The organism is Salarchaeum sp. JOR-1 (assembly GCF_007833275.1).
Lineage (GTDB): Archaea > Halobacteriota > Halobacteria > Halobacteriales > Halobacteriaceae > Salarchaeum.
Map to the genome: position 1 here is coordinate 427,310 of NZ_CP042241.1, position 25,982 is coordinate 453,291.

At 66.7% G+C, this 25,982-nt stretch carries 26 protein-coding genes and 1 tRNA gene; 8 read left to right on the forward strand and 19 right to left on the reverse strand.

Annotation, left to right across the window (positions count from 1 at the left end; translation table 11 throughout):
• Positions 1–65 precede the first annotated feature (65 nt).
• The 8 genes from FQU85_RS03210 to FQU85_RS03245 form a co-directional block, all read right to left on the reverse strand.
• Positions 66–677: a 30S ribosomal protein S7 gene (locus FQU85_RS03210; RefSeq protein WP_145844216.1), complete on the reverse strand. Its 612-nt coding sequence runs from the start codon at positions 675–677 to the stop codon at positions 66–68.
• Positions 674–1,102 carry a 30S ribosomal protein S12 gene (locus tag FQU85_RS03215; protein WP_145844219.1) on the reverse strand — a complete coding sequence of 143 codons (429 nt, stop codon included), beginning with the start codon at positions 1,100–1,102 and terminating at the stop codon, positions 674–676. Before FQU85_RS03215 ends, FQU85_RS03210 begins: the two co-directional genes overlap by 4 nt.
• A 90-nt stretch (positions 1,103–1,192) precedes the next feature.
• Positions 1,193–1,618 (reverse strand): NusA-like transcription termination signal-binding factor, encoded by a 426-nt coding sequence (locus FQU85_RS03220; RefSeq protein WP_145844221.1) that lies wholly within the window; start codon positions 1,616–1,618, stop codon positions 1,193–1,195.
• Positions 1,618–2,802 carry a DNA-directed RNA polymerase subunit A'' gene (gene rpoA2 / locus FQU85_RS03225; RefSeq protein WP_145844223.1) on the reverse strand — a complete coding sequence of 395 codons (1,185 nt, stop codon included), beginning with the start codon at positions 2,800–2,802 and terminating at the stop codon, positions 1,618–1,620. Before rpoA2 ends, FQU85_RS03220 begins: the two co-directional genes overlap by 1 nt.
• Entirely contained in the window at positions 2,802–5,720 is a 2,919-nt protein-coding gene (locus FQU85_RS03230; RefSeq protein WP_145844226.1) for a DNA-directed RNA polymerase subunit A', read from the reverse strand. Before FQU85_RS03230 ends, rpoA2 begins: the two co-directional genes overlap by 1 nt.
• Before the next feature lies 1 nt (position 5,721).
• Entirely contained in the window at positions 5,722–7,548 is a 1,827-nt protein-coding gene (gene rpoB, locus FQU85_RS03235) for a DNA-directed RNA polymerase subunit B (protein ID WP_145844228.1), read from the reverse strand.
• Position 7,549: 1 nt separating this feature from the next.
• Positions 7,550–9,112 carry a DNA-directed RNA polymerase subunit B'' gene (locus FQU85_RS03240; RefSeq protein ID WP_145844231.1) on the reverse strand — a complete coding sequence of 521 codons (1,563 nt, stop codon included), beginning with the start codon at positions 9,110–9,112 and terminating at the stop codon, positions 7,550–7,552.
• Positions 9,112–9,342, reverse strand: a complete 231-nt coding sequence (locus FQU85_RS03245; RefSeq protein ID WP_145844233.1) for a DNA-directed RNA polymerase subunit H — start codon at positions 9,340–9,342, stop codon at positions 9,112–9,114. Before FQU85_RS03245 ends, FQU85_RS03240 begins: the two co-directional genes overlap by 1 nt.
• A gap of 184 nt (positions 9,343–9,526) precedes the next feature.
• Here FQU85_RS03245 and FQU85_RS03250 point away from each other — a divergent pair.
• Together FQU85_RS03250 and FQU85_RS03255 are read left to right on the forward strand one after the other, a co-directional pair.
• Positions 9,527–9,599: transfer RNA gene (locus FQU85_RS03250), tRNA-Asp, on the forward strand.
• 74 nt (positions 9,600–9,673) lie between these two features.
• Positions 9,674–10,087, forward strand: coding sequence for a group I intron-associated PD-(D/E)XK endonuclease (locus FQU85_RS03255; RefSeq protein WP_145844236.1), 414 nt, complete (start codon positions 9,674–9,676; stop codon positions 10,085–10,087).
• Here FQU85_RS03255 and artA read toward each other — a convergent pair.
• Both artA and FQU85_RS03265 read right to left on the reverse strand, forming a co-directional pair.
• Positions 10,077–10,955 carry an archaeosortase A gene (gene artA / locus FQU85_RS03260; protein ID WP_145844238.1) on the reverse strand — a complete coding sequence of 293 codons (879 nt, stop codon included), beginning with the start codon at positions 10,953–10,955 and terminating at the stop codon, positions 10,077–10,079. The genes FQU85_RS03255 and artA overlap by 11 nt on opposite strands.
• A gap of 39 nt (positions 10,956–10,994) precedes the next feature.
• On the reverse strand, positions 10,995–11,996 hold the full coding sequence (locus tag FQU85_RS03265; RefSeq protein WP_206022065.1) for an ATP-binding protein: 1,002 nt from the start codon (positions 11,994–11,996) through the stop codon (positions 10,995–10,997).
• A gap of 76 nt (positions 11,997–12,072) precedes the next feature.
• Here FQU85_RS03265 and FQU85_RS03270 point away from each other — a divergent pair, with 76 nt between their 5' ends.
• Positions 12,073–12,525, forward strand: a complete 453-nt coding sequence (locus FQU85_RS03270; RefSeq protein WP_145844242.1) for a carboxypeptidase regulatory-like domain-containing protein — start codon at positions 12,073–12,075, stop codon at positions 12,523–12,525.
• On the opposite strand, the gene FQU85_RS03275 is transcribed toward FQU85_RS03270, so the two are convergent.
• The 5 genes from FQU85_RS03275 to FQU85_RS03295 form a co-directional block, all read right to left on the reverse strand.
• Positions 12,522–13,262: a protein-L-isoaspartate O-methyltransferase gene (locus FQU85_RS03275; protein ID WP_145844245.1), complete on the reverse strand. Its 741-nt coding sequence runs from the start codon at positions 13,260–13,262 to the stop codon at positions 12,522–12,524. The genes FQU85_RS03270 and FQU85_RS03275 overlap by 4 nt on opposite strands.
• 25 nt (positions 13,263–13,287) lie before the next feature.
• Complete coding sequence (locus FQU85_RS03280; RefSeq protein ID WP_145844247.1) at positions 13,288–14,202, reverse strand: bifunctional 2-polyprenyl-6-hydroxyphenol methylase/3-demethylubiquinol 3-O-methyltransferase UbiG; 915 nt, start codon at positions 14,200–14,202, stop codon at positions 13,288–13,290.
• Between the two features lie 30 nt (positions 14,203–14,232).
• Complete coding sequence (locus FQU85_RS03285) at positions 14,233–14,862, reverse strand: protein-L-isoaspartate(D-aspartate) O-methyltransferase (protein WP_145844250.1); 630 nt, start codon at positions 14,860–14,862, stop codon at positions 14,233–14,235.
• 4 nt (positions 14,863–14,866) lie between these two features.
• Positions 14,867–15,520: an HVO_0476 family zinc finger protein gene (locus FQU85_RS03290; RefSeq protein ID WP_145844254.1), complete on the reverse strand. Its 654-nt coding sequence runs from the start codon at positions 15,518–15,520 to the stop codon at positions 14,867–14,869.
• Between the two features lie 133 nt (positions 15,521–15,653).
• Positions 15,654–16,607, reverse strand: a complete 954-nt coding sequence (locus FQU85_RS03295) for an aminopeptidase (RefSeq protein ID WP_145844256.1) — start codon at positions 16,605–16,607, stop codon at positions 15,654–15,656.
• Positions 16,608–16,686: 79 nt separating this feature from the next.
• On the opposite strand from FQU85_RS03295, the gene FQU85_RS03300 reads away from it, so the two are divergent.
• Positions 16,687–17,694 carry a type II glyceraldehyde-3-phosphate dehydrogenase gene (locus tag FQU85_RS03300; RefSeq protein WP_145844258.1) on the forward strand — a complete coding sequence of 336 codons (1,008 nt, stop codon included), beginning with the start codon at positions 16,687–16,689 and terminating at the stop codon, positions 17,692–17,694.
• Between the two features lie 43 nt (positions 17,695–17,737).
• Entirely contained in the window at positions 17,738–18,106 is a 369-nt protein-coding gene (locus tag FQU85_RS03305) for an Hsp20/alpha crystallin family protein (protein WP_145844260.1), read from the forward strand.
• Here the strand turns inward: FQU85_RS03305 and FQU85_RS03310 are convergent.
• On the reverse strand, positions 18,093–18,938 hold the full coding sequence (locus tag FQU85_RS03310; protein WP_145844262.1) for a RimK family alpha-L-glutamate ligase: 846 nt from the start codon (positions 18,936–18,938) through the stop codon (positions 18,093–18,095). The genes FQU85_RS03305 and FQU85_RS03310 overlap by 14 nt on opposite strands.
• A complete protein-coding gene (locus FQU85_RS03315) occupies positions 18,938–19,474 on the reverse strand; it encodes a 50S ribosomal protein L16 (RefSeq protein WP_145844264.1) in 537 nt (178 codons plus the stop codon). The genes FQU85_RS03310 and FQU85_RS03315 overlap by 1 nt, the downstream gene beginning before the upstream one ends.
• A 119-nt stretch (positions 19,475–19,593) precedes the next feature.
• Between FQU85_RS03315 and FQU85_RS03320 the strand changes: the two genes are divergently transcribed.
• The 3 genes from FQU85_RS03320 to FQU85_RS03330 all read left to right on the forward strand — a co-directional run bounded on the left by FQU85_RS03320 (position 19,594) and on the right by FQU85_RS03330 (position 24,171).
• Positions 19,594–20,826, forward strand: a complete 1,233-nt coding sequence (locus tag FQU85_RS03320; protein ID WP_145844265.1) for a carboxylate--amine ligase — start codon at positions 19,594–19,596, stop codon at positions 20,824–20,826.
• A gap of 378 nt (positions 20,827–21,204) precedes the next feature.
• Complete coding sequence (locus tag FQU85_RS03325; RefSeq protein WP_145844267.1) at positions 21,205–22,557, forward strand: LLM class flavin-dependent oxidoreductase; 1,353 nt, start codon at positions 21,205–21,207, stop codon at positions 22,555–22,557.
• A 36-nt stretch (positions 22,558–22,593) separates the two neighbouring features.
• Positions 22,594–24,171, forward strand: coding sequence for an ATP-binding protein (locus tag FQU85_RS03330; protein ID WP_145844270.1), 1,578 nt, complete (start codon positions 22,594–22,596; stop codon positions 24,169–24,171).
• An 83-nt stretch (positions 24,172–24,254) separates the two neighbouring features.
• On the opposite strand, the gene FQU85_RS03335 is transcribed toward FQU85_RS03330, so the two are convergent.
• Both FQU85_RS03335 and FQU85_RS03340 read right to left on the reverse strand, forming a co-directional pair.
• Positions 24,255–24,452, reverse strand: a complete 198-nt coding sequence (locus FQU85_RS03335; RefSeq protein WP_145844272.1) for a cold-shock protein — start codon at positions 24,450–24,452, stop codon at positions 24,255–24,257.
• Between the two features lie 61 nt (positions 24,453–24,513).
• Positions 24,514–25,956 carry an MATE family efflux transporter gene (locus tag FQU85_RS03340; RefSeq protein ID WP_145844275.1) on the reverse strand — a complete coding sequence of 481 codons (1,443 nt, stop codon included), beginning with the start codon at positions 25,954–25,956 and terminating at the stop codon, positions 24,514–24,516.
• Positions 25,957–25,982: the final 26 nt, after the last annotated feature.

The following is a 25,982-nucleotide window of genomic DNA, read 5'->3' on the forward strand; positions in this document are numbered from 1 at the left end:
TCGCTGAAACGGATTTTTGTAACAAACCTGTTGCTATCGGGCGAGAGAAACGGAGAAAACCCGTGTTAGCGTGCCGCCGCGGCGACGCGTTCCTTCTCTTCCTTCTGACTGACGGCGTACGTCTGTACGTCGTAATCAGCCGCGCCGAGGAGCTGCTCCGCGAGCGCGTCCGCCGCGCTCGTCGAGGTCTTGAAGGACGCGGAGTGCATGCCGTCCGCGAGGAACTTCAGGGCCTGATCGACGCGACGCTGCGGCGCGACGTCGACCGCCTTCGGAACCGAGATACCGCCGTACTTCAGGCGAACCGTCTCCTCCCGGGGCGCGGCGTTCTCGACCGCGCGCACGAGCACCTGCACGGGGTTCTCCTCCGTGCGCTCGTGAATCGTGTCGAACGCCTCGCGCACGATCTGGAGCGCCTTCTGCTTCTTGCCCGTGTTGTCCTCGGTCTGCATCAGGCGGTTCGTGAGGCGCTCCACGATGGAGATTTCGCTCTTCTTGAACTGCTTGTTCGCGTGACGCCCCATCGTGTGCGCGATGGGCGTGACCGTGATGTAGCGCCGCGTGCTCGGGTCGCGGTACTGGATGTCCGTGACCTCCCACTTGCCGAAGAGCGCGGCGTTCGCCTCCGCCTCCTCGCTACCGGCCGGCGTCTCGGGCTCGGGTGCGTCGCTGCTCATCGTACCGGCTTCTCCGCGTTCCCGCGAACGAGCTCGATCAGCGAGACACCGTTCACCTTCTCGACCTTGTAGTTCACGCCGGAGAGGTCGCCCATCGCACGGCCCTTCGCACCGCCGATACCGGCGATAGTGACTTCGTCGTGCTCGTCGATGAACGAGATAGCGCCGTCACCGGGACAGAACGCGGTGACCTGCTTCCCGTTCTTGATGAGCTGCACCCGAACACACTTCCGGATCGCGGAGTTCGGCTGCTTCGCTTCGATACCAACCTTCTCCAGGACGATGCCGCGACCCTGCGGCGCGCCCTCGAGCGGGTCGGACTTGGACTTGAGTCCGCGCTCTCGCCGCGCGTAATCCGAATCAGACCACCGCTGACTCTGGCGGTCTTTCTTCAGCTTACGGGCGGCATACTTGCCGTTAGCCATAGGGGATGATTACGGAGGCAAATACTTAAATTCGGCCTTTCGCGTTCACGCTCGTGGTACGCGTGAACACACGCTGACAGTCGACGGGCGTCAGGTCAGCTGGATGTCGTCGATGTCGTAGTGTCGCTTCGCGAGCGTCTTCGCGAGCTCGATGTTGTGACCGGCTTCGCCGATGGCGACGCCGCGGTCTTCGTGCGCGACTTCGGCGTACGCGACCGTGTCGCGGTTCTCGCTGATGGTGACGTTGTAGACGGCGGCCGGGCTGAGAGCGTTCGCGACGAAGCCCTCGGGCGTCGGGGCGTCCTCCACGAGTTTGACGTCCCGACCGAGTTCGTCCTCGACGCGTTCGACGTTCCGCCCGCCGGGGCCGATCGCGCTCCCGATTTCGCCCGCTTTCACGACGAAGACGACGCGGTCGTGCTCGTCGTCGACGAGGCAGTCGACAGCGGTAGCGTCCGTGACCTCCTCGAACACGACGATGCACTGGCGGGCGTCGTCGGAGAGCGTGACGGTCATCAGTCCGACTTAGACCCCATCCGGAGGTCGACGTCGCCGGTGCCGAGTTTGACCGGCTTCCCGACGATGACGTTCTCGATGACGCCGTCGAGGTCGTCCGCCTCGCCGTAGATGGCGGCGTCGAGGAGGTGGTTGACCGTGACCTCGAACGCCGCGCGGGCGAGCACGGAATCCTTGTTCCCGCTGATGCCGTGGCGGCCGATGGACTGGATAGTGCCGTCGTTCGTCATGATGTCCGCGACGAGCATCAAGTGGCGGATGTTCACGTCGCCGAGGCCCTGTTCTTCGAGCGTGTCCATCGTCTCGTTGATGATGGCTTCGCGCGCGGCCTCGATACCGAGGGTCTTGTGGATCTCGTGGATGTTGTTACACGAGGTTCGAGTTTCGTCGACGCCGTCGATGCGCAGCACCTTCTTGAGCGCCGACCCCTCCGTGTACAGGACGAACTCCTCGCCCTCCTCCGTGTCCTCCTTCCGGACGACGACGCGCGTGACGTCCTCGATTCCCTTGAACACCACGTCGCGGAGCTGTTCGACGAGCTGGAGGAGGTCGCGGTAGCTCGGCTCCTCGGGGCCGAACTCGAGGACAGTGCCCTGCTGGGTGACTTTCACGCCGAGGGAGTCCTCGATGATGTCCGCGATGTCGCCCGCGATCTCGTTCGTCGAGTCCATGGTCGGCCAGCGCTCCTGAAGCGTGTCCTCGTTCAGGTCGATGCTGACGATCATGTCGGCGACGTTCGTCGAGATGTCGCCGAGCGAGAGGATTCGCGTGGACTCGATATTCCACACGACCTCGTGCGCCTTCTCGCGGTCGTCCCGGTGTTCCTCGTCCAGGTGGACGGTCATCACGGGCGTGTCCGGGTTCTTCCGGGCGTCCACGAGCTCGATAAGCCGCGGGAGGCCCTGCGTCACGTCCATCTCCGCGACGCCCGCGTAGTGGAAGGTGTTCATCGTCATCTGCGTTCCCGGCTCCCCGATGGACTGCGCGCTCACCGTCCCGACGGGGTCAAGGGGGTCGACGCGCGTGTCCATGTACTGGGACTCGACGGCCTTCGCGATCTGTTCTGCCTGCTTGGTCGTGACGCCGTCGCGGGATTCGATGGCGTCGTAGACCTCTTCTTTGAGCCGTCGCGGGAGGCTGCGGTCTTCCACGGCGGCTTCGATGTCGTCGGTGATTTCGGTCATTAGTCGTCACCCTCCGCGAGCCAGGACTCGCCGTGTTCGGAGAGGTTCGTCGGCGGTTCCTTCTCGCCGAGGAACTCTTCGAGGTCTTCGTCGGTCTCGAACTCGGTTTCGAGGATGCGGTCTGCGACGTTCTCCACGTCGATGTCGGTGTCCTCGCTGGAGGACACGCGGACGGGACTGGTGCCGTCCTCGCCGAACTCGAACTGGACGATGGTGTCCGAGGTGTCCCGAACCGTGCCGTCGTACTGGGTTTCGAGTTCGGAGAGGGCGTTGATGAGGCGGCGCTGGAGGTAGCCGGACTTCGACGTCCGGACTGCCGTGTCGACGAGGCCCTCCCGTCCGCCCATCGCGTGGAAGAAGAACTCGGTCGGCGTCAGGCCGTCCGCGTACGAGTTCTCCACGAACCCGTGGGCTTCCGCGGAGAGCTCGTTCTCGGGGTAGTGGCTGAGCGTGCGGTTCTCGTACCCGCGGTTGATGCGTTCGCCGCGAACCGCCTGCTGGCCGACCATGCCGGCCATCTGCGTGAGGTTCAGCATGCCACCACGCGCGCCGGATTCGGCCATGACGACGGCGGGATTGTCGTCGGCGAAGTCGTCCTCCGCGATGTCGCCAGCGGAGTCACGGGCCTTCGAGAGCGTCTGCATGATCTTCATCTCCAGCGTCTCGTCGACGGTTCGGCCGGGCAGGCTTTCGAGGTCGCCGTTCTCGTAGGTCTCGATGAGTTCCTGCACGCGGTCGTACGCGTTCTCGACGGACTCGTCGATACGATCCCGGGCCTCCGAGCTAATCGTCTCGTCGTCGATGCCGATACTGAACCCGAAGTGCATGATGGCGCGCATCGCGAGCGCCGCGATCTCGTTGACGAAGATGCGAGCGCGCGTGTTCCCGTACACCTTGGTGATGGTGTCGACGATCTCGCTCCCGAACTCGCCGACCTCGTCCTCGGCGATAGTTCCCTCGACGAGCTGGCCGTCCTCGATGACGACCTGGTCGCCGGTGGTACCGGTGAATTCGAGGTTGAGGTCGTCGGGGAGGAGTTCGCTGAACAGCTGGCGGCCAGTCCAGTAGGGCGTGCCGTCCGCCTCCTCGCCGGCGGAATCGGGGAGTTCGGTGATTCGGGTCTCCCGCAGGAGGTCGAGCGCCTGCGTCTCGTTGAACGACGGGTTGTCGTTCGTCAGGAGGTACATCCCGCTGATGTGGTCCTGAATCGCGCCGATGATGTTCTCGCCGAACCGCGGGCTGAGAATCTGCTCCTGCACGCGCATGAGGACGCGGGCTTCCGCGCGGGCCTCCTCGTTCTGGAGGGCGTGCATGTTCATCTCGTCGCCGTCGAAGTCGGCGTTGTACGGCGGGCAGACGACCGTGTTGAGGCGGAACGTCTTGTACGGCATCACGACGACTTCGTGCGCCATAATGGACATCCGGTGGAGCGACGGCTGGCGGTTGAAGATGATGATGTCGCCGTCGATGAGGTGGCGCTGAACCTCCCAGCCCTGCTCGACGCGCTCCGCGAGTTCCTCGCACACCTTCTCGGTGACGCGGACGCGGCGGCCGTCCGGCCGCTTCACGTAGTTCGCGCCCGGGTGCGTCTCGGGGCCGTTCCGGACGTAGCGGCGGGCGCGTTCGATGTTCTGGTCGTTCACGACCATCGTCTGCGTCATCTCCGTCGCGACCTGGTCGGGAACACCGACCTCGTTCAGGCTGAGGGTCGGGTCGGGGCTGATGACGGTACGCGCGCTGAAGTTCACGCGCTTCCCGGACAGGCTCCCGCGGAACCGCCCCTCCTTGCCCTTGAGACGCTGACTGAGCGTCTTGAGCGGGCGGCCGGAGCGGTGGCGGGCGGGCGGCGTCCCCGAGATCTCGTTGTCCATGAACGTCGTGACGTGGTACTGGAGGAGTTCCCAGAGGTCCTCGATGATGAGCTGGGGAGCGCCCGCTTCCCGGTTCTCCATGAACCGCTGGTTGATGCGGATGATGTCCACGAGCTTGTGCGTCAGGTCGTCCTCGCTGCGCTGGCCGTTGTCCAGCGTGATCGAGGGGCGCGCCGTGACGGGCGGCACGGGGAGGACGGTGAGAATCATCCACTCGGGACGGCTGTGCTCGGCGTCGACGCCGAGCACTTCGAGATCCTCGTTCGGGATGTCCTCGAACCAGTCCCGGATGTCGCTCGGCATGAGCTTGTTCATGTCCTCGGTCGTGAGGTCGGTGCCGAGCGCCTTCTCCAATGCTTCGCGGTCCTCGCGGCGCGGGCGGAACTCCCCGCTAAGAATGTCGTTGATTCGGGAGAGGTCGACGCCGGACTCGTCCGCGAGCTCCTGGGGACTGATGGCGTCCGCGTCTTCGTCCTCCTCGTCGGGCTGCATCGCGGACGCGATGCGCTCGGGGTAATCGGAAGCCAGCACTTGCTGAACCTCGTAGTACGTCGTCGGTTTCTCGTGCTTGACGTCGTACTGGACTTCCCCACAGTGCGGGCAGTGCGACTTCTTCCGGGCCTCCCGGATGGCGTCCTTCGTGACGTCGGAGACGTCCTCGCGGAGGCTTCGAGTGCGCTCGACGTCGTCGAGGAACTGCTCCTGTTCGTCCTCCGTGAGCAGGAGGTGACTGCACTCGCGACAGGTCCCGCGGAGGAGGCGGCGGATGAGCTTCGAGAACCCGACGTGGATGACGGGCGCAGCGAGTTCGATGTGGCCGAAGTGGCCGTTACACGAACCCGAGCGGCCGCCGCAGGTCTTGCACTCCAGGCCGGGGTCGATGACACCGAGACGGGGATCCATCAGCCCCATGTCGATGGGGAAGCCGTCGTCGTCATAGGTGTCGGCCGTGATGACCTTCGTCGCACTCATATCCCGGTACTCCTCGGGGTCCATCAGCCCGAAGCTGATTTCGCCTATCTCCTTGGGTGATTGTCCTGCACTCATGTTAGACTGCGTCCTCCAGTTCGAGTCGCGGCGCGATGCCGAGCGCCTTCATCTCGTCGAGGAGGAGTTTGAACGCGTAACTCATCTCGATGCTGTGCACGTCCGTCTCCTCGCCGCAGTTCGGACAGTAGACGCGGCGCTGTTCTCTGTTCTCCACCGCGGTCATCCCGCAGTTCCCACAGATGTCCACGTACTCCTGGTCGGAGGATTCGAGGAGGCGTTCCTTGAGCACCATCGCCGCGCCGTGGGCGATGACGGTGTCGCGCTCCATCTCCCCGAGTCGGAGACCGCCCTCGCGGGCGCGTCCCTCGGTCGGCTGCCGGGTCAAGACCTGCACCGGCCCCTTCGACCGGGCGTGCATCTTGTTCGACACCATGTGGTAGAGCTTGTGGTAGAAGATGTTCCCGACGAAGATCTCGGCCTCGATCTTCTCGCCGGAGACGCCCGAGTAGAGCACTTCCTTCCCGCTCGACTTGAATCCGCGCTCCTGGAGCGAGGATCGGAGTTCCTCCTCGTCCTCGCCCGTGAACGCGGTGCCGTCGACCGTCCGGCCTTCGAGCGCGCCGGACTTCCCGCCGAGCATCTCCAGCACGTGGCCGACCGTCATCCGGGACGGGAGCGCGTGCGGGTTCAACACGAGGTCGGGCACGACGCCCTCCTGCGTGAACGGCATGTCCTCCTGAGGCGCGAGGTGGCCGACGACGCCCTTCTGTCCGTGCCGGCTCGCGAACTTGTCCCCGAGTTCGGGGATGCGTTCGTCCCGAACGCTCACCTTCGCGAGCTTCGAGCCGTCCTCGCCCTCCATCAACGTCACCGTGTCGACGACGCCGTCCTCGCCCGAGCGCATCGTCACCGAGGTCTCGCGGCGCTTCTGCGGGCTCAGTCCACCCATCTCGTCCGGTTCCTCGAGGAATCGCGGCGGACTGGTCTTCCCGAGCAGGACGCTGTTCTCGTCCACGCGCGTCTCGGGGTTGACGAGGCCGTCCTCGTCGAGGTGCTTGTACGCGTCCTCGCCGCGCGCGCCGCGAACGTCGTCGTCCGGGATCTCGAAGCGGTCCTCCTGGCCGCCGGGGTAGCGCCGCTCCTCGCCCTCGTACGTGCGGAAGAAGTGCGAGCGGGCGAGCGCGCGCTCCACGGAGCCCTTGTTCATGACGAGCGCGTCCTCGATGTTGAACCCCTCGTAGCTCATGACGGCGACCGTGAAGTTCTGGCCGGCGGGCCGGTCGTCGTACCCGATCTGCTTCGTCGTCTGGGTGTTCACCATCGCCTTCTGCGGGTAGTGCATCAGGTGCTGGCGGGTGTCCGGGCGGATCCGATAGTTCGCCGCCGGCAGGCCCAGACTCTGCTTCATCATCCCCGCACCCATCGTAATCCGCGGGCTGGCGTTGTGCTCGGGGTACGGAATCATCCCCGCGCCGATACCGAAGATGAGCTGCGGGTCGATTTCGAGGTGCGTGTGGTCGTCGGTGAGGTCGTCCTCCTCGACGGCGACGAGAATGTCCTCTTCCTCCTCGGCGTCGATGAACTCGACCTTCCCCTCGTCGACGAGCGTCTCGAACTCGACCTCGCCGTTCTCGAGGGCGTCGATGTCGGACTCGGTAACGAGCGGCTCACCGTCCTCGACGACGAGGAGCGGGCGGCGCGCGCGGCCCGCGTCCGCGTTCACGATGACTTCGCCCGTGCGTTCTTTCACCGAGACGTTCACCATGTCGCTGATGTCGCCCCGGCGTCGCGCTTCCCGGATGCTCTCGGCGAGCTCGTGCGGGTCGTCGTGCGTCCCGACGAGGCTGCCGTTCACGTAGACTTTGGCTTCCTGTGACTGACTCATGTTAGTCGTCTGCGGAGGTGGGTTCGGTGGTGAGACCGGGCACGCCCTCGACCCCCATCGAGGAGAGTTCCCGTTTCAAGTCCTGTTCGTCGTCGACGTTCTGTGAGAGCTCCATCGCCTGCGCGAAGTTCTTCACCAACCCACAGTTCGGCCCCTCCGGCGTTTCGGAGGGACAGATGCGACCCCACTGGGTCGCGTGCAGGTCGCGCGCCTCGAAGTGCGGCTGCGAGCGCGAGAGCGGACTGCGGAGGCGCCGCAGGTGGCTGAGCACGCCCATGTGGTCGGTGCGATCCACGAGCTGGCTCACGCCCGAACGGCCACCAACCCAGTTCCCCGTCGCGATGGGGTGTTCGAGGCGTTCCGTGAGCACGTCGGAGCGAACGACCGTGTTCACGGTGAGCTGACGGTTCCGCATGTTCGCGCGTTCGAGCTGGTACTTCACGTCCCGCGACAGCTTGTTCAGCGCGGTGCGGAACAGGTCGCGCATCAGGTCGCCGCTGACCTTCAAGCGCTTGTTCGCGTAGTGGTCTTTGTCGTCGGACTCGCGGCGGTCGAGCGCGAGTTCGAAGCACGCCTCCGCCATCCGGCAGAGGTAGAACGCCTTGTTCATCCGCGTCTCCTCCTCCTCGACGCCCTCCTCGTGGAGGTGCGGGAGCAGGTAGCGGTCGATGACGTAGTTCGCGCGCTTCAGCTGGTAGTTCTTGCCCTGACCGGACGCGACGCGTTTCCCGAGCGTCTCGATGGCTTCCTCCTGGGTCTGAACGTCGGCCTCCTCCAGGTTTTCGAGCATGAACTTCACGATCTCGGGGTCGTCGCTGACGCGGTGAACGATCTCCTCGTCGGATTCGAGGCCGAGCGCGCGAACGAGCGTGACGAAATCGATAGAACCGGAGACGGAGGGGAAGGAGACTTCGAGAAGACCGGAGCGGTTGCGTTCACACAGCACGAGCGCTCGATACCCGCGTCGCTGACTGAACGTCTTCGCGACCTGAATCTCGTCGCCGTACTTCGAATCGTACTCCGCGAGAATCTTGTTCGGCGCGAGATCCTCGCTCGTCATCAGCACGCGCTCGCTGCCGTTCACGATGAAGTATCCACCGGGGTCGGCGGGATCCTCGCCGATGTCGATGAGTTCCTCCTCGCTGAAGTCCGAGATGTTGCACTTATCCGAACCGACCATGATGGGCATCCGACCCACCTTCGTCTCCGTCGTGTCCAGAAGCTCCTCGGGCTCCTCCTCGCCGCCGCGCTTGATGGACATCTCCATGAACACGGGCGCCGAGTACGTGATGTTCCGCAACCGCGCCTCCTGCGGATACAGGAGCTCCTCGGATCCGTCCGCCTCACGCACACGCGGTGTCAGGATTCGAACGTCGCCGAGTTCCACCCACACCGGCTCCTCCTCTTCCTTGTCGCCGATGTCCGTGTCGATGGTCTCCTTCTCGTCAACAACCTCCTGCATCCCGCGCTTCAGGAAGGCGTTGAACGAGCGGTAGTGATGTTCTGCGAGTCGTTCCTTCGAAAAATACGCCTTCGAGAGTGTGCGCTTGTTGTCGAGTTCCATCAATCGATCACCAGTCGGTACACAATCGCGGTGTCGGTCGTTCGGGAATCCCGCGTGATCTTCACGACATCGCCGACGCTCGCCTCGTCCGGGAGCGCCGGGTCTTTCCGCTTGATCTTCGGGAGGTCGGTACGTTCGATATCGTACTCCTCGAGGAGATCTTCGACCGCGTCCTCCTCGAGAAGCTCGTGCTCGGGTACGAGTTCGTGGTTAGTTACGTCATCTACCATGGGAACACCTGCCTGGGGGGAGAAGTGGCTCTCACGAGATACTACAGGCACGTACACGCGAAGCCCACTTAACCCTTGTTAAAACAACACGCCGTGAGCCCTGATACCGGACGAGACGCCCTCACACGCCGCTCCCGATTGGAAACCCTTATCAGTAACACCCGGCTACGAAAGAGTGCAGGGAGCCCGGGTGGTGTAGTGGCCCATCATACAACCCTGTCACGGTTGTGACGCGGGTTCAAATCCCGCCTCGGGCGCTTTCCTTTCGACACAAACCTCGTATCGACTGTACTGTCCGAACGATTATTCTTCCGGGGTGCGTTTGACGGCTGTGCAGAACAGCAAGTCGGTCGGCGACGAGACGGAGGTGGCGGCGTTGCACGAACTCGTCAGCCATGGGTATCGGGTGTCGATACCGTTCGGGGACAACGACAAGTACGACCTGGTGGTTGACGACGGGGGGACGCTGTACCGCGTGCAGTGCAAGACGGCGTGGAAGAACAAGCCGCGAACGATTCGATTCAACACGCACTCGCAGACGACGCGGGACGGCGAGTACCACGAGACGACGTACGAGGAGGAGATAGACGCGTTCTTCGTCCGGTACCCCGAGACGGAGACGTTCTATTGGATTCCGATAGCGGACGCGACGACGCAGAAAATGGAGTTACGGTTCGAGGCGGATATCGATCATCCGTCGATTAATTGGGCGTCGGCGTTCGAGTTTTCGGGGGTTATCGGGTGAGGCGGTTTTCGAGGTCGTAGTCGGTTTTGGTGGCGACGTAGAGGGCGTCGTCGAGGAGGGCGGCGAGTTCGGGGATGATGCGGAGGAGGCCGAGGGTGATGAGGACGAGGGCGGCGACGGAGAGGCTCTGGGCGAGGATTTTGTCGGCGAAGAGGTAGGAGATGCGGGGTTCGCTGCGGAGTGGAGCGTAGAGGGCGGTGACGAGGGGGCGAGTCCACTGGAACCACTGGTTGCCGAAGGCGATGGCGATGAAGCTGACGCGGACGACGTTGAGGAGGTAAATGAGAGGGACGACGAGGGAAATGGCGGTGAGGCGGCGGCGGATCGGGGCGGTAGTGGCGGCGATGAGGCCGCTGACGATGGCGATGCTGCCGATGCCGCTGCAGGCGAGGAGGATGTTGGTCGTGATGGGGACGCCGTCGTGGACGAAGACGACGGCGCTGGGATAGGGGTCGGTGACGAACTGGGGAGAGTAGCCGACGAGGGTGATGAGGAAGTACGTGCTCTCTGCAGTGATGGTGATAGCGGCTTCGGTGAGTGCGGGGATGGTTTGGAAGGGGAGGTAGAGGAGGCCCATCACGGCGATGGCACGGGAGAGCCGGACGAGTCGGGGGCGGTCGGTGAGGACGAGGTAGGCGGCGTAGAGGCTGAGGGGGACGGCGAGGGCGGCGAGGAGGCCTTCGATGTAGCTGTTCTGAGAGAAGAGGAAGTGGTCGATGAGGAGCGCCCAGAAGACGGCGAACACGGCCCACGCGGCGGCTGCAGCGACGCGGGCGGGGTGCTCGTCGTCGCGCGCACCGAGAAGCGCGCTGAGGGCGAAGGCCGCGACGACGACCCACGCGAGGGTGTCCGTGAGGGCGAGCGACATTGCCCGTGGATTCGCGGTTCGGGCAGATAGGCGTGACGGTCAGGTGACGGTGCGGCTTCGGCCGCCGTGCGGGGCGGCGCGCTCGCGGACGGTGATGTCGTGGGCGGTTTCGCCGGTGTCGTCGACGACGAGCGCGTCGCCGGGCGCTCGGGGGAGCGCGTCGGCGAGTGCGGACTGGAAGTAGGTTGGGCTGGCGGTTTCGAGGGCGTCGATGTCGTCGCGGGCAGTGAGGCGGTGGGCGACGAGGAGGTCGGCCTGGGAGACGGCGGCCGGGGGGAGCGCGCCGGGACGCTGGGTTGCGAGGACGGTGCTGACGCCGGGTTTGCGGCCGCGGGTGAGGAGTCGCCGGAGGCCGGGCCAGGCGGCGGTGTCGGTGACGGCGTGAGCCTCGTCTACGAGAACCCAGGGAAGGGCGTCGGTATCGCCCGCGATGGCGGCATCGTAAACGGTGTCGGTGACGGCGCGGGTGACGGCGGCGAGCGCGGGCCGGGGGAGACCGGCGCAGGCGAGAACGGTCACGCGGTCGGGGTCGAGAACGTCCGATCCCTCCGCGTCGAAGACCTCCCAGGAGTCGGCGAGCGCGATGGCGTTCCGGGCGGCGCGCCCGGCGGGCGTGTCGCGGGTCGCGAGGGAGTCGGCCATCGCGTCGAGCGTCTCGTTCTCGGCGGCGGCCTGCCAGAGGAGCGCGCCGGGCGGCGTGTGCGGCGGGAGGGAGAGCACGTCGCACCACGTGCGCGGCGGAAGCGCACTCGCAGGAACCCGCGGACGAACGACGGTCGCGGGGACGGCGTCGGGGAGCGTGTCGAACGCCCGCATCGGGTCGAGGACGACAGCGGTGACGCCGTCGGTGCGGGCGAGCGCTTCGGCGAGTACGCCGAGCGTGTACGTCTTCCCGCTCCCTCGTTTCCCGACGACGAGCGCGGCGTGCGGGCCGTTCGCGTCCACGCCGACAGGGGAACCGTGGCTGCCGTCGGGCGCACGGAATCGGCCGAACGGGAGGACTGGGTCGGCGGTCTCGTCGGAGCGACCGAGTACGTACATCACGTCCAGTTGGTCGCGGCTTCCGGTATCAACGCTCGGGCGAGTGTTCAAATACGAGGGCGCGGCCACGAGGGGTATGTTCCACGAACTGCGGCGGGACGAGCGGGCGATAGAGGGGCTTCCGGTGCGGTTGCTCATCGCGTTCGTCGTCGGTGTGGCGACGCTCGGCGTGCTCCTCCAGACGGTGTCCGGAGTCGGGACGCTCGCGACGACCGAACTCAACGTGAAACCGGCTCCGGATGTTGTGGCGCCGGGGGAACAATCGCTGACGCTGTCAGTGGTGGACGCGTCGGGGAACGGCGTGGCGGGCGCGACGGTGCTCGTGAAGTCGGGAACGGCGCGGGTGGACGGGACGGTGGTCGCCCGCACGAACGAATCCGGGGTGGCAGTAGTGGACGTCGCACCCAGGCTCGGCGCGAACCAGGCGGACGGCACGCTCGTCGTGTCGGTGAAACCGCCCGCTAGCGGCGAGTACGTCGACCGCCGCGGGAACACGCGAATCCTCGTCGTCAGGGGGTACGAGGGCTAGCGGGCGTCCCAGTCGATCCAGTCCTGCTCCCAGCCGTGGCGGCGCTCGTTGCTCTTGGCGGCGCGCTCGCGGTCTTCGCGGACAGTTCGGTTACGGACGGGCGCGCTCGCCTGTTCGCCGTCGACGAGCAGCGGCGCGAACTCGATCCCGCCACAATCGCGTCGTTCGTCCTCCGCGAGGACGACGAGGCGCTGGCGCTGCGTGCCCTCGGGGTAGACGAGGCGTCCGCCCTCGGCGAGCTGGGCGCGGATCGCCCGGGGCGGACGGACGACGGCCGCTTCGACGAGAATCCGGTCGTAGGGCGCGTACGCGGGCAGGCCGTCCGCGCCGTCGGCGCAGTCGACGAGCACGTCGCCGTAGCCCGCGTCGGCGAGCGTCCGCCGGGCGTCGTAGACGAGGGAGCGGTCGATGTCGACCGCGTGGACGTGCTTGGCGCCCGCTATCTCCGCGAGCAACGCGACCGTGTATCCGACGCCCGCGCCGACGACGAGCACGTCGTTCCCGGGTTCGGGACGAAGTGCTTCGACGAGGCGGGCGGCGGTCGACGGCGCGAGCACGCGCGTTCCGCGATGTTCGAACTCGCGATCCGCGTAGGCCCGATGTCCGGCGTCCTCGTCGACGAACTCGTGCCGCGGAACGGTCCGCATCGCGTCCGCTACCGCGGGGTCGTGGACGACGTCCTTCGTGTCGTGTTCGAGGCTCGTCACCATGTCGTCCCGGACCGCCGCGTACTCCATACGACTGGGTTGGTGCGAGCGACCTTCAATCGTTCGCGGGGCGGTCGGCGGCGACCGCCTGCGAGCGCGTGCCGGGCACGTCGGAGACCCGCGGCCGTTCGAAGCCGGCGGCGGCGAACCACTCGCCGAAGTCGGCCTCGGCGTATGCGTCGCCGCCGTCAGTGCGTGCGAACAGCTCCACGGCGAGCAACCCGGGGGTGTCGGCGTGGTCGCGGAGGCGGTCGACGTACACGATGGTGCCGCCGGGCGCGACGGCGTCGTAGAGCGCGCCGAGGAGGTGTTCGTTGTCCGCGGGAGAGAGGGTTCGGGCGGTGTTCGCGCAGAACACGAGGTCGTACGTGCCCTCGACGCCGTCGAGGGGGGTGGTCGCGCGGAGGGTAACGGGTTCGTGCTCGAGGAGGGGTTCGTCCACGTCCACGACCTCCTTGGTGTCGGCGAGCGTTACGTCGTATCCGCGGCGCGCGAACTCTCGGGAGAACGTGCCGGCGCCGCCGTACGCGTCGAGGACGGTGTCGGCGTCCGGGTGTTCGTGGACGGCGGCGGTGACGGCGGCGCGCACGTCGCCCTCGTCGAGCGCGGCCATCGCGCCGAGGCGGTTCCGGGTGGCGTCCGGGTTCGGGACGGGACGGTCGCCGGTCTGCATCGTCTCGGGGAGCGCTATCCAGTCGTCGAGCGTGTCGAGTTGGTGGGGGAGCGATCCGATGGAGCGGAGGTCGGTCTTCGAGAGGAACCCGAGCATCCGGTTCGTCGGTTCGAATCCCTCATCGGTGCGGTGGAGGAAGTCGAGGTCGCAGAGCGCCTCGACGCCGATGCGGGCGGCGCGCTCGGTGACGCCGGTCTCGTCGGCGACGGCGGCGACGGTGTCGGCGTCGGTGACGACGGCGTCGAGGACGCCCGTTTCGCGGATGGCGCGGAGGAACAGGAGTTCCCGGTAGTCCATACCGGAGCGTCGTCGGGGCAGGGAATAAAATCACTCGCCGCCCTGCATCCGGACGAACCGGACGCCGGTGAGGAACTCGCGGTCGAGCGTGTCGTCGTGTTTTTCGCCGTAGACGAGCGTCTGACTCACGTCGCCGACGGGCGCGAGTACGCGCCCGCCGTCCCGGAGTTGGTCGATTACCGCGGCCGGGAGTGACGGCGTCGCACAGGTGAGGTAAGCGGCGTCGTAGGGCGCGTGGTCGCTCCAGCCGTCGTGTCCGTCGCCCTGGCGCACGGAGATGGCGCCGTAGCCCGTGCGGTCGAGGTTCTCGCGTGCGGTTTCGGCGAGCGATTTCAGGTACTCGACGCTGTAGACGTTCTCGGGCCCGACGAGTTCGGCAGTGACGGCCGCGTGGTAGCCGCAGCCGGTGCCGATTTCCAGGGTCTGCTCGCCGTCGCGGAGGGTGAGGCGGTCGCACATCGCGGCGACCATGTGGGGCGCGCTGACGGTCTGGCCGTCCCCGATTGGAAGCGGGCGATCCGCGTACGCGTCCTCGCGCTGCGCGTCGGGAACGAACTCGTGCCGCGGAACCTCGCGGATAGCGTCGAGGACGCGCTCGGAAAAGTCGTGTCTGCGTGCGAGGCGGTCCGCGAGGTTGTCGCGGGCGGCCGCGTCGTTCATTCTCTTACCAGGCAGACCAGGCGGTGGAGGTCTCGTCGTAGCCGTACACGCGCTTGATGTCCTTCGCCATCGCGACGTCGCCGTCGTGACCGATCTTCTGGAAGTCGTAGCGTTCGAGCGCGTCCTTCCGGACGTGGATGCCCGTGATGGAGAACGCCTCCTCCCCGAACTCGTGAGTCTCGCCGACCGTGAACTCGTAGTCGCCGGGAACGTGAAGCGTGATGCTCCGCGTCTGGTCGTGCGCGCCGTCCCGCGGATGGAGCGTTACGTCGACCTCGACGTTGTCCACGGCGCGCGTCCAGAACGTCTCCACGTCCTCGGCGTCAGCGCGAACCTCGCGCGTCTCGTCGCCCGTCTGGAGGTCAGTGATACGGACTTGCATGATGGCTTCGTCGGTCTCGACGATGAACTCCTCGCCCGTCTCAACGGTCTCGTCCGCCGGCACTTCCACTGTCGCGGTGAACGACTCGCCGCCCTGGGAGACGACGACGTCCCGCTCGACGGTTCGCTCGGACTCCAGGGGTTCCTTGTGGACGTGCCCGCAGTCCGTGCACTTCACCGTCGCCGTCCCGCCGCCCGTCGTGAGAACCTCGTGTTCGGTTTCGAGGTTCGGCGAACACGACGGACACGTCAGTCCGACGCGCTGCTGTTGGCTCATACCGGCTACGAGGGCGCGGAGCCGTAAAAATCCGCGGAGTTAGTCGTCCGCGTTCGGAAGCGTGACCGCGTCCCCGCTCGCGGTGTTCACCGCTCGCCGTTCGGAAGCGTGACCGCGTCCCCGCTCGCGGTGTTCACCGCTCGCCGTTCGGAAGCGTGACCGCGTCCCCGTCCGCGTAGACGGTGGGGTTCTGAATGATACCGTCGAGGTGGAGGGGGGCGTCGATGTCTCCGCCGATGCCTGCGTCGTCGCCGATGGCGATGTGAACCGTGCCGGCGGCCTTCTCGTCGAGGAGGACGCTTCCGACGAGGTCGGTGACGGCGACGTTCGTTCCGATGCCGAGTTCGGCGAGGTTGCGCGCGTCCCGCCCGACTTCGTCCTCGCCCGCCGCGACCTGTTCGCGCACGTCGTCGTCCGAGATGTGGGTGACGTAGCCGTCCGCGACCTCGAACGTCAGCTCTTGCGTTTCTTCGAGGCGGCCGTGGGGCATCATCGTGCCGTCCACGACGTACGTGCCGTTCGCGGTTTCGGGGCTGACGAACACCTCGCCTGCGGGGAGGTTCGAGAACTCGCCGTCCTCGTGGACGATACCCGTGTCCTGCAGCCACTCGCGGTCGCCGGGTTCGAACGTGATGTCGGTTCCGGCGGGCGTGGTGACGCGGACCTCGTCGGCGTCCGCGACCTGACTGAGCACGTCCGCGCAGTGCCGGCGAATCAGCGTGTAGTCCGCGTCCAGTCCCGTGGTGAACACGTCCTCCGTGATGCCGGGGAGGGTCGCGCCGCGAGCGCCCGCCTCGTTCGCCCGGGAGCGCGCGCGGGTGTGCGAGAGCGACTTCGTGGTGGGCGCGAGGAACACGTCGCTCTCCCGCATCGCCGCCGCGACGGGCGCGGGCGGTTCCGCGCCGTGCTGGTCGCCCGGCGGGAAGCGGAGAATCGTCGCGGCGTCGGTGACCTCGCGGGCGGCGGCGTACAGGGCGTCCCCGATGCGTTCGCGCGTGTCGTCGGTGACGACGACGCACGTCTCTCCGGGTTCGACGCCGAGACACTGGACGACCGCCGTCTCCGCGGCTTCTTCGAGCGTGCTCATACCGGGGATTTCGCCGGGAGGACGTTATGCGTTGTCTTCTCTCGAAACGGTTATCCGGCGTCCGTGGGGAGTGAGCAGTATGATTCGCGTCGGTATCAACGGCTACGGAACCATCGGGAAACGGGTGGCGGACGCGGTCCGCGACCAGCCGGACATGGAGGTCGTCGGCGTGGCGAAGACGCGACCGAACTTCGAGGCGGAGCGCGCGGTGGCGCGCGGCTACGACCTCTACGCGGCCATCGAGGGCCGCGCGAGCCGGTTCGCGGACGCCGGCATCGAGACCGCCGGTCTGGTGGACGAACTCGTCGCGGCGAGCGACGTGGTCGTGGACGCGACGCCGTCGGGTATCGGCGCGGAGAACAAGGAACTCTACGAGGAGTACGAGACGCCCGCGCTCTACCAGGGCGGCGAGGACGCCGGCGTGGCGGACGTGAGCTTCAACGCCCGCGGGAACTTCGAGGACGCCCGGAACGCAGACCACGTGCGCGTCGTCTCCTGCAACACCACCGGCCTCAGTCGATTGCTCGCGCCGCTCCGGGAAGAGTACGGCGTCGAGAAGGCGCGCGTCACGCTCGTCCGCCGCGGCGGCGACCCCGGGCAGACGAGCCGCGGCCCCATCGACGACATCCTCCCGAACCCCATCACGCTCCCCTCCCACCACGGCCCGGACGTGAACACCATCTTCCCGGATCTCGACATCGACACGCTCGGCCTGAAGGTGCCGGCGACCCTGATGCACATGCACTCGGTGAACGTCACGCTCGACGCCGAACCGAGCGCGGACGACGTGCGCGATCTCCTCGAAGGCGAGTCCCGAATCTTCTGCATCCCGCCCGAGTTCGGCATCGACGGCACGGGCAAACTCAAGGAGTACGCGAAAGACTTGGGTCGGCCGCGTGGCGACGTGTGGGAGAACGGCCTCTGGAGCGAGTCCGTGACGATGGAAGGAACCGACCTCTACCTGTTCCAGGCCATCCACCAGGAGTCCGACGTGGTGCCGGAGAACGTGGACGCCATCCGCGCAGTCACCGATTCGATGGACGCCGCGGAGAGCATCGAGACGACGAACAACGCGCTCGGCATCTAGAGACCCCCGAAACCTTATCCCCGGGCCGGCGCTAGCGTTCTGTATGCGCCGCGACGACCGCGACGACCCGTTCGACGACTTCTTCGACGAGATAGAGCGGATGATGAACGACATGCGCGGCGGGATGGACGAGTCCGGGTTCGGAACCGACACGCACGTCACCGTCTACGAGGAGGACGACGAGGTGCGCGTGGTCGCCGACCTCCCCGGCGTCGAGAAGGAGGACATCGACCTGAAGTGCGACGGCGAAGTCCTCACCATCAGCGCGGCGACGGACGCCCGCGAGTACGACGAACGCATCGAACTTCCCGCGCGCGTGGACGAGCACTCGGCGAGCGCGACCTACAACAACGGCGTGCTCGAAGTTTCGTTCGACCGCCTGGAGGACTCCGCGGACATCAGCGTCGAGTAACCCGCACGAGTTCGGCGAGGCGGTCGTAGAAGCCGTCTTCGTACTTCGTTTCTGCGTCTATCGTCGGTCGCGCGTTCGTTTCGTTCACCACCGTCCGCGCGCCAGTGTCGAGCACGTCCACGCCGAGAAGCGGGATGTCGAGCACGGCAGCAGCGTTCTCGGCCGCGGTTTTGACGCGGTCGGGCGGGTCGGTTCCGGTGGCGTCCGCGCCGCGGTGGACGTTGTGCTTCCAGCCGGTTCCGCGGCGTTCGACCGCACCGACGTACTCGCCGTCGAGCACCATCACGCGGTAGTCCGTCGCGTCCGAGACGTACTCCTGGACGAGATAGGACGTGTCGTCGGTCGCGGGGAACTCGTGAATCAGGTCGAGGTAGTCCGTCACGCCCAGCGCGGAGTCCGCGTCGCCGAGTTTGGTGACGCCGACCCCCCGGGTCGCGGAGTTCGGTTTGACGACCACGGGATAGTCGAAGCCGGCGAGCGCGTCGAGCACGGCGTCGTCGTCGGTGGGGTTCGAGACGAACACCGTCTCCGGAACCGAGACGCCCGCGGTTTCGAGGCGCGCGAGCACGCCCGCCTTGTTCCGTGATCGCAACACTGCGTCCCGGTCGTTCACCCACGGAACGTCGATAAACGCGTCGAGCACGCCACCCTCCATCAGGCGGCCGGGATAGACGAGACCCACGTCGAAGTCACCGGGCGAGAATGGAGAGTCGGGGAGCAAGAGCGTTCGCTTTCGATAGTTGACGTAGGAGGCTGAGATACCGCGGTCGGCGAGCGGGCCTCGAATCCGGTCGAGGGTCTCCGCGTCGGTCGCGACCGCGAGGGAGAGCACTAGTCGAGCTGCGTAATGAGCTCTTCGCCGCGCTCCACCGAAATCTTGCACGGCGGCGTGATTTTGTTGTACGCGCGGCGGAAGGCCTCCTTGACGACGGGGGCTTCCTCGGGCTGACACCAGGCGGTGAAGATGCGGTCGCCGGGGTAGATGCGGGCGGCCGTGCCGACGGGCACGCCGAACGCCTGGCGCATACCGTCAGAAACGCGGTCTGCGCCCGCGCCCGTCGCCTGCTTGTTCTCGCGGAGGATCTGGTGCGGGAACTTGCGGAGGATCATCTTGTAGTTGCCCTCGCCGAGTTCCTTGATGAGGTGGCGGTTCGCGGAGAGGCGCGCCGCCTCCATCGAACCGTGACGGATCTGGCACTCCTCCTCGGTTTCGAGGCTAATCTGGATGGGGTAGTCCTCCGGGTCGGACTGGAGGTCTCCCATCTTGAACTGTGCGATCTTCGAACCCGGAATGCCCGTGACGTAGTCGCGACGCGTGTACGAGGGCTTATCGATGGTCCGGTACATGGAAGCCGGATTGTCAGCCATGGTTACTACAGGCGTGTTCGGTCAGCGCGCCCATAAACCCATCCTTTTGCGGCGACCGGAGTACCGGCCAGGATTCCCCGTATCGGTTCGTTTTACCCCGCGGCGCGGGAGGCTGGGACATGGCCGAATTCCGCACGCACGGCGAACTCGTAGACGCGGTGGCGGACGCCGACTTCGACCGACCGCCCGCTATCGTCGCGAACGCACACATCACCGGACTGGGCGTGGCGCGCGCGCTCTCCGCCGACGACGTGCCCGTCATCGCCGTCGACCGCGTCGGTGACGGCGCCGCGCCCACGTCGGACGCCGTGGACTTCGCGGGGCGCGTCACCTATCCGCTGGACGACCTCGACGGGTTCCGGGCGGACGTGGAAGCCATCGCTGACGCCGCGGGAACCGACCTCGTGGCGTTCGGCTGTATGGACGAGTGGGTGCACGCGTTCGCGGACGCGAACCCCGAGGGCGTCCGCCTGCCGTTCGCCGCGGAGCGCGTGGACGCCGTACTCGATAAGAGTTCGCTCTACCGCATCGCGGACGACCTCGGCGTCCCCTACCCCGAGACGCGGTGGTTGGACGAGACGAGCGCCGCGGACGCTGTCGACGACCTCGGCCTCCCGCTCGTGGTGAAGCCCGCGCTCAAGCGGGAGTTCGAGGAGGCCGTCGGGACGAACGTCGTCGAGGTCGCGACGGAGGAGGAGTTCCGGGACGTCGTGGAACGCGCGGACGAGGAAGGTATCGAGGTTCTGGCGCAGGAGAAGGTGGAGACGGCGACGGGCGAGGACGCGAGCCTCGCGTCCTACGTCCCGCCGGCGGAAACGGACGACGCGCTCGGCATCGTGGGGAACGCACGAGTGCGAAAACCGCTCGGGTACGGCACGTCCTGCGTCGTCCGACGCACGGAGAACGACGCGCTCCGCGAGCGCGCGCTCGACGTGCTCGACGAGACGGACTACTACGGCATCAGCGAGAGCGAGTTCGTGTACGACGAGAACCGCGAGGAGTACGTTCTGCTCGACATCAACACCCGGCCGTGGAAGTGGATCGGCCTCCCCGTCCAGGCCGGCGCGAACCTCCCGCTCGCCGCGTACGCGGACGCCACCGACGCCGCCTACGAATCGGACGGCCTTAACGACGCCACGTGGGTGTTCCTCCCGGACTATCTCGAACTCCTCGCCACCGACCAGTCCCTCGTCGACGTCCTCCAGCCGAGCGACTGGACGAGCTTCCTGTCCGGCGACTTCGCGTCCCGAGACGACCTCACCGCGGGCGTCTACCGCCCGGACGACCCCGAGCCAGCCTACGAAGTCCTCCGCAACGCCCTCGGCATGCAGGACTACTACTGCGCCTGCTAACGGACTTTTTGCGGTTCGGGATCGCCTCCGGCGACCCGCTCACCGCAAAAACCTCCACTAAAAAGGCCGCTCGCCGGAGGCGAGCCGCGAATCGCGCCGCTTCACGGCGCGAATACGTCTCTGACACGCTACGACTCCTGCCTCCGCATTCGTTTTGCTGCCTCACGGGAGAGTTCAAATACGAGGGCGCGGCCAGCGGCGGGTATGTCCTGACGAGTCGCCGCGCGGGGTCGGGTTCGGAGGCGGTGACGAGCCTCGCGCGTCTGCGGTGTCGCCCGAAAGCCATTCTTGCCGGTGTCGGTGACGGACGGGGGGAGACGCCACGCAAACTCGCCGGTGTCCGTCGCTATTAGGCGGTCGCGGCCGTCGCCGTAGCTAATGAGCGACGGTTACCTGCATCTGAACCTCTTCACGATGAACTCCGTGGAGCACGTGACGGTCGGGTCGTGGCGGTACCCCGGCGACCAGTCGCATCGCTACACGAACCGCGAGTACTGGACGGACGTCGCGCGAACGGCCGAACGCGGCGGGTTCGACGCCGTGTTCTTCGCGGACGTCCGCGGCGTCTACGACGTGTACGACGACTCCGTCGAGCCCGCGATCGAGAGGGCAGTACAGACGCCATCGAACGACCCCGCGTACGTCGTGCCCGCGATGGCCGAGGTGACGGACGACCTCGGGTTCGCGGTGACGAAGTCCACGTCGTACAACCATCCCTACCAGCTCGCCCGCGAGCTCTCGACGCTCGACCACGTGACGGACGGCCGCATCGCGTTCAACATCGTCACCTCCTACCTGGAGAGCGCGGCGGCGAACCTCGGGCTCGACGACCGCGTCGAGCACGACGAACGCTACGACCGCGCGGACGAGTTCATGGAAGTCTGTTACCGGCTCTGGGAGGACTCCTGGGAGGACGATGCGGTCGTCCGCGACCGCGAATCAGGTACCTTCACAGACCCCGAGAAGGTGCACGACATCGACTTCGACGGCGAGTACTTCCAGATTCCGGGGCCGCACGGCTGCGAGCCGAGCCCGCAGCGCACGCCCGTCCTCTACCAGGCCGGGTCGTCCGACAGGGGCCGCGAGTTCGCGGCGCGGAACGCGGAGGCGGTGTTCGTCAGTCAGCCGAACGAGCAGGCGGTCACGGACTACATGGCGGACGTGCGGGAGCGCGCCGAATCGTACGGCCGCGACCCCGACGCGCTCGAATTCTTCCCGGGAATCGTCCCAATCGTCGGGGAGACCGACGCCATCGCGGAGGCGAAACACGAGAGTTACGTCGACGCTATCGACGTGGAGGGCGTGCTCACGCTCCTGTCCGGCTTCGTGGACATGGACCTCTCCGAACTCGATCCCGACCAGAAGCTCGAACACATAGAGACGGAGGCCATTCAGGGGGTCGTGAACGCGTTCACGACGAACGACGACCGCGAGTGGACGGTGCGGGAGGTCGCGGAGTTCGCGGGCCTCGGCACCACGTCGCCCGTCGTCGTCGGGACGCCCGAGCAGGTCGCGGACGAGTTCGAGCGCTGGCACGACGAGGTCGGCGTGAACGGCTTCAACGTGAAGGAAGTCGTGCGGCCGGACACGCTCCGGGACTTCGTCGACCTCGTGGTTCCGGAGCTCCGCGAGCGCGACCTGCTACCGGAGGAGTCGTCGTCGGGGACGCTGCGGGAGCGGACGTTCGGCCGCAGCCGGCTGCACGAGAGTCATCCGGCGCGCCAGGAGTAACGTTCATTCCGGCGGGCGCTCATTCTCCGACGACTGATGGAGCCGACGAGCACCGACGAGGAGCACATTCACGTCGGGGAGACGGCGGACGGCACGTCCGTGGAGTTGCCGACCGTCGACATCCTCACGGGGCGCGCGTTCCTCACGGGGAAGTCCGGGAGCGGGAAGTCGAACACCGCGAGCGTCGTCATCGAGGAACTGCTCGACGCGGGCTTCCCCGTCCTCATCGTGGACTGCGAGGGCGAGTACTACGGATTGAAGGAGGAGTTCGAGCTGCTGCACGCGGGCGCTGACGAGGAGTGCGATATCCAGGTCGGCCCGGAGCACGCGGAGAAGCTCGCGAGTCTCGCGCTCGAACAGAACGTCCCGGTCATTCTCGACGTGTCGGGGTTCCTGGACGAGGACGCGTCGGACGAGTTAGTGCGGGAGACGGCACGGCAGTTGTTCGTGAAGGAGAAGAAACTGAAGAAGCCGTTCCTGCTCGTCGTGGAGGAAGTCCACGAGTACATCCCGGAGGGTGCGGGGATGGGCGAGACGGGGCGGATGCTGATCAAGGTCGGGAAGCGCGGGCGCAAGCACGGATTGGGCGTGATGGGTATCAGTCAGCGGCCGGCGGACGTGAAGAAGGACTTCATCACGCAGGCGAACTGGCTGGTCTGGCATCGGCTCACGTGGGAGAACGACACGAAGGTCGTCGGGCGCATCGTCGGCTCCGAGTACGGCGAGCAGGTTTCGGAGTTGGACGCGGGAGAGGCGTTCGTGCAGGCGGACTGGACGGACGACGCGGTCTCGCGCATCCAGTTCAAGCGCAAGCGGACGTTCGACGCGGGCGCGACCCCGGGGCTCGACGACTTCGAGCGTCCGGAGTTAAAGTCGGTGAGCGAGGGGTTGATGGACGACCTGGCGTCGATTTCGGAGCGCGAGGAGCGCGAGGAAGACCGCATCGCGGAGCTAGAGGAGGAACTCGCGTCGAAGCGCGAGCGCATCAACGAACTGGAGGAGGAACTCCGGTCGGCGCGGAACGTCTCGATGGCGGCGCGCCAGATGGCGAACGTGCTGACGGCGGAGGGCGGGCAGACGACGCTTCCGACGGACGCGGACGCAGACGTGGAGGCCTTGCGCGCGAAGGTCGAGCGACTGGAGGACGCGCTGAACGAGGAGGAGCCCGAGTCCTACGACATCGAGGAGATACAGGAGAAGTTCAAGCAGCGCGGCGAAGAACTCGCTGGCGGCGAGACCGTCGAGACGTCCTCCGGGGCCGGCGAGGCGGACAACAGCGGGAGCGCTGAACGAGTGGACGCGCTGTTGGAGTCGCCGTCGGTGCGGGTGCGGGTGGAAGCGGCGATTCGGGAGTCGCAGTGCAACGAGGAGCGCGCGCGACGGCTGCTGGACGAACTCGACGGCGAGCGCACCGCGCACGACCTCTGCGAGGCCGCGTCCCTACCGATCGGGGACGCGCAGAGCCTGCTCGACGCGCTGCGGAGTCGGCGGCTGGTGACGCGGAACGCGAACCGCGAGTACGCGTTCGACGGCGAGGAACTGCGGCGGTTAGCGCGCGGTGACGACCCGCGCGGCGCGGTGTCGGAGCTGAGCGAGCAGTGGCGGTTCGACTGACGGACAGGTGAGAGCGAAGCCGTCGCTACGCGGCGTGAATACGTGGAAAATCTGTTTTGCTACCGTTACCGCGGGGTTACGTCTTATTCGAGGCGCTTGAGGTTCTTCGCGCGGGGGCCCTTGGGGGCGTCCTCGATCTCGAATTCGACCTCCTGACCTTCTTCGAGGTCCGGACCGCCAACGTCCTCCATGTGGAAGAAAACGTCCTCGTCCGCATCCTCAGTCTCGATGAAACCGTAACCGCCAGTGTCGTTGAAGAAATCAACCGTACCAGTTGCCATTACGAGTCTATTGAGTGGCTCCTCACTGATAACCCTTCCGCGATAGTTAGTGTCATACCAGTTAGTCGTTGGCGGGGGTTCCCGGCCGGAACTCGCGGCTGCGTTCCTTCCAGATACCGGTGGAGAACCACCAGTAGTTGATTGCGGCGGGGACGAAGGTTTCGGCGACGAGGGAGAGGTAGAGGCCGGCGAGGCCGAGGTCGGTGTACGCGCCGAGCGCGGCGAGCGGGAGCGCGAACCCGAACATCCCGACGAGCTGGCTGTAGAAGGGGACGCGGGTGTCGCCGGCGGCGTCGAGCGGGCCGGCGGCCGCGCCCTTCACGGCCTGCGCGAGCACCGCGATACAGCAGACGTAGACGAACGCGGTGGTGGTGGGGACGGTTCCGGGCGTGGCGTCGGGGCCGATGAACAGGTCGGCGATGGGGTGGGCGAACGCCGCGACGATAGCGGACGCGACGAGGTACGTGCCGATGGAGAACAGGATGACGTCCTTGGCGACGGCTTCCGCGCCGGCCTCGTCGCCTCGACCGAGGTTCTGGCCGACGAGGCTGCTGGACGCCAGTCCGAACCCCCAGCCCGGCGTGTTCATCAGGGCGTAGATGCGGCGGGCGACGGTGTAGGCGGCGAGGACGGTGGTGCCGAAGCTGGCGACGATGGCGAGCAGCGGGATGCGAGCGACGGTCCAGACGCCGTTCCGGCCGACGACGGGCGTGCCGATGCGGACGATGTCGGTAGCGGTCTCGCGGTCGAAGTAGCGCCCGCGGAGGGAGACGGCAGCGGGAAGCGGATCACAGAAGGGGAGGCGGCCGCGGGCGAGTCCGACGGCGAACGCGGTGGTGCCGAGGACGTTCGCGAGCACGGTGCCGAGCGCGGCACCGGTGACACCCATACCGAGAGCGAAGATGAAGAGGGCGTTCAGGGCGATGTTGGACACCGCGCCGCCGCCGCGTACCAGCATCGGCGTGTAGGCGTCGTCCGCGCCGATGTAGATGCGGCTCCCGACGAGGTTCAGGCCGGCGAACGGCACGCCGAACGCGAGGATGCGGAGGTAGTCCGCGCCGTACGTGACGGTCGCGGGGTCGGCGGCGAGGAGTCCGAGGAGGTCGGTGGGAAAGAAGAACAGGACGGCGGCGAGCGGAAGCGTGAGTGCGAGCACGACGAGCACGCTGGACCGAATCGCCTGCCCGAACTGGTCGTAGTCCTCCGCGCCGTGGCCCTGAGAGACGAGCGCGATGGTGCCGGCGGCCATCCCACCGCCGATGGAAAAGGCGAGCCCCCAGAAGGGGGAGGCGAGGCCGACGCCGCCGATGGCGGCTTCCCCGAGGATGACGCCGACCATCGCCACGTCGGCGGCGTTCTTCGACATCCGTGCGAGTCCCGTGACCACGCGCGGCCACGAGAGGTCGGTTGTCGAGCGCACGTGCTGACGGTCGACGAGGCCGACGCGGGCGAGGAGGGCGCCGACACAGAGTATCAGCAAGCGGACGGGGTTCGGAAAACGCACTACCTCCGACTATTTCGGTTCGAAAC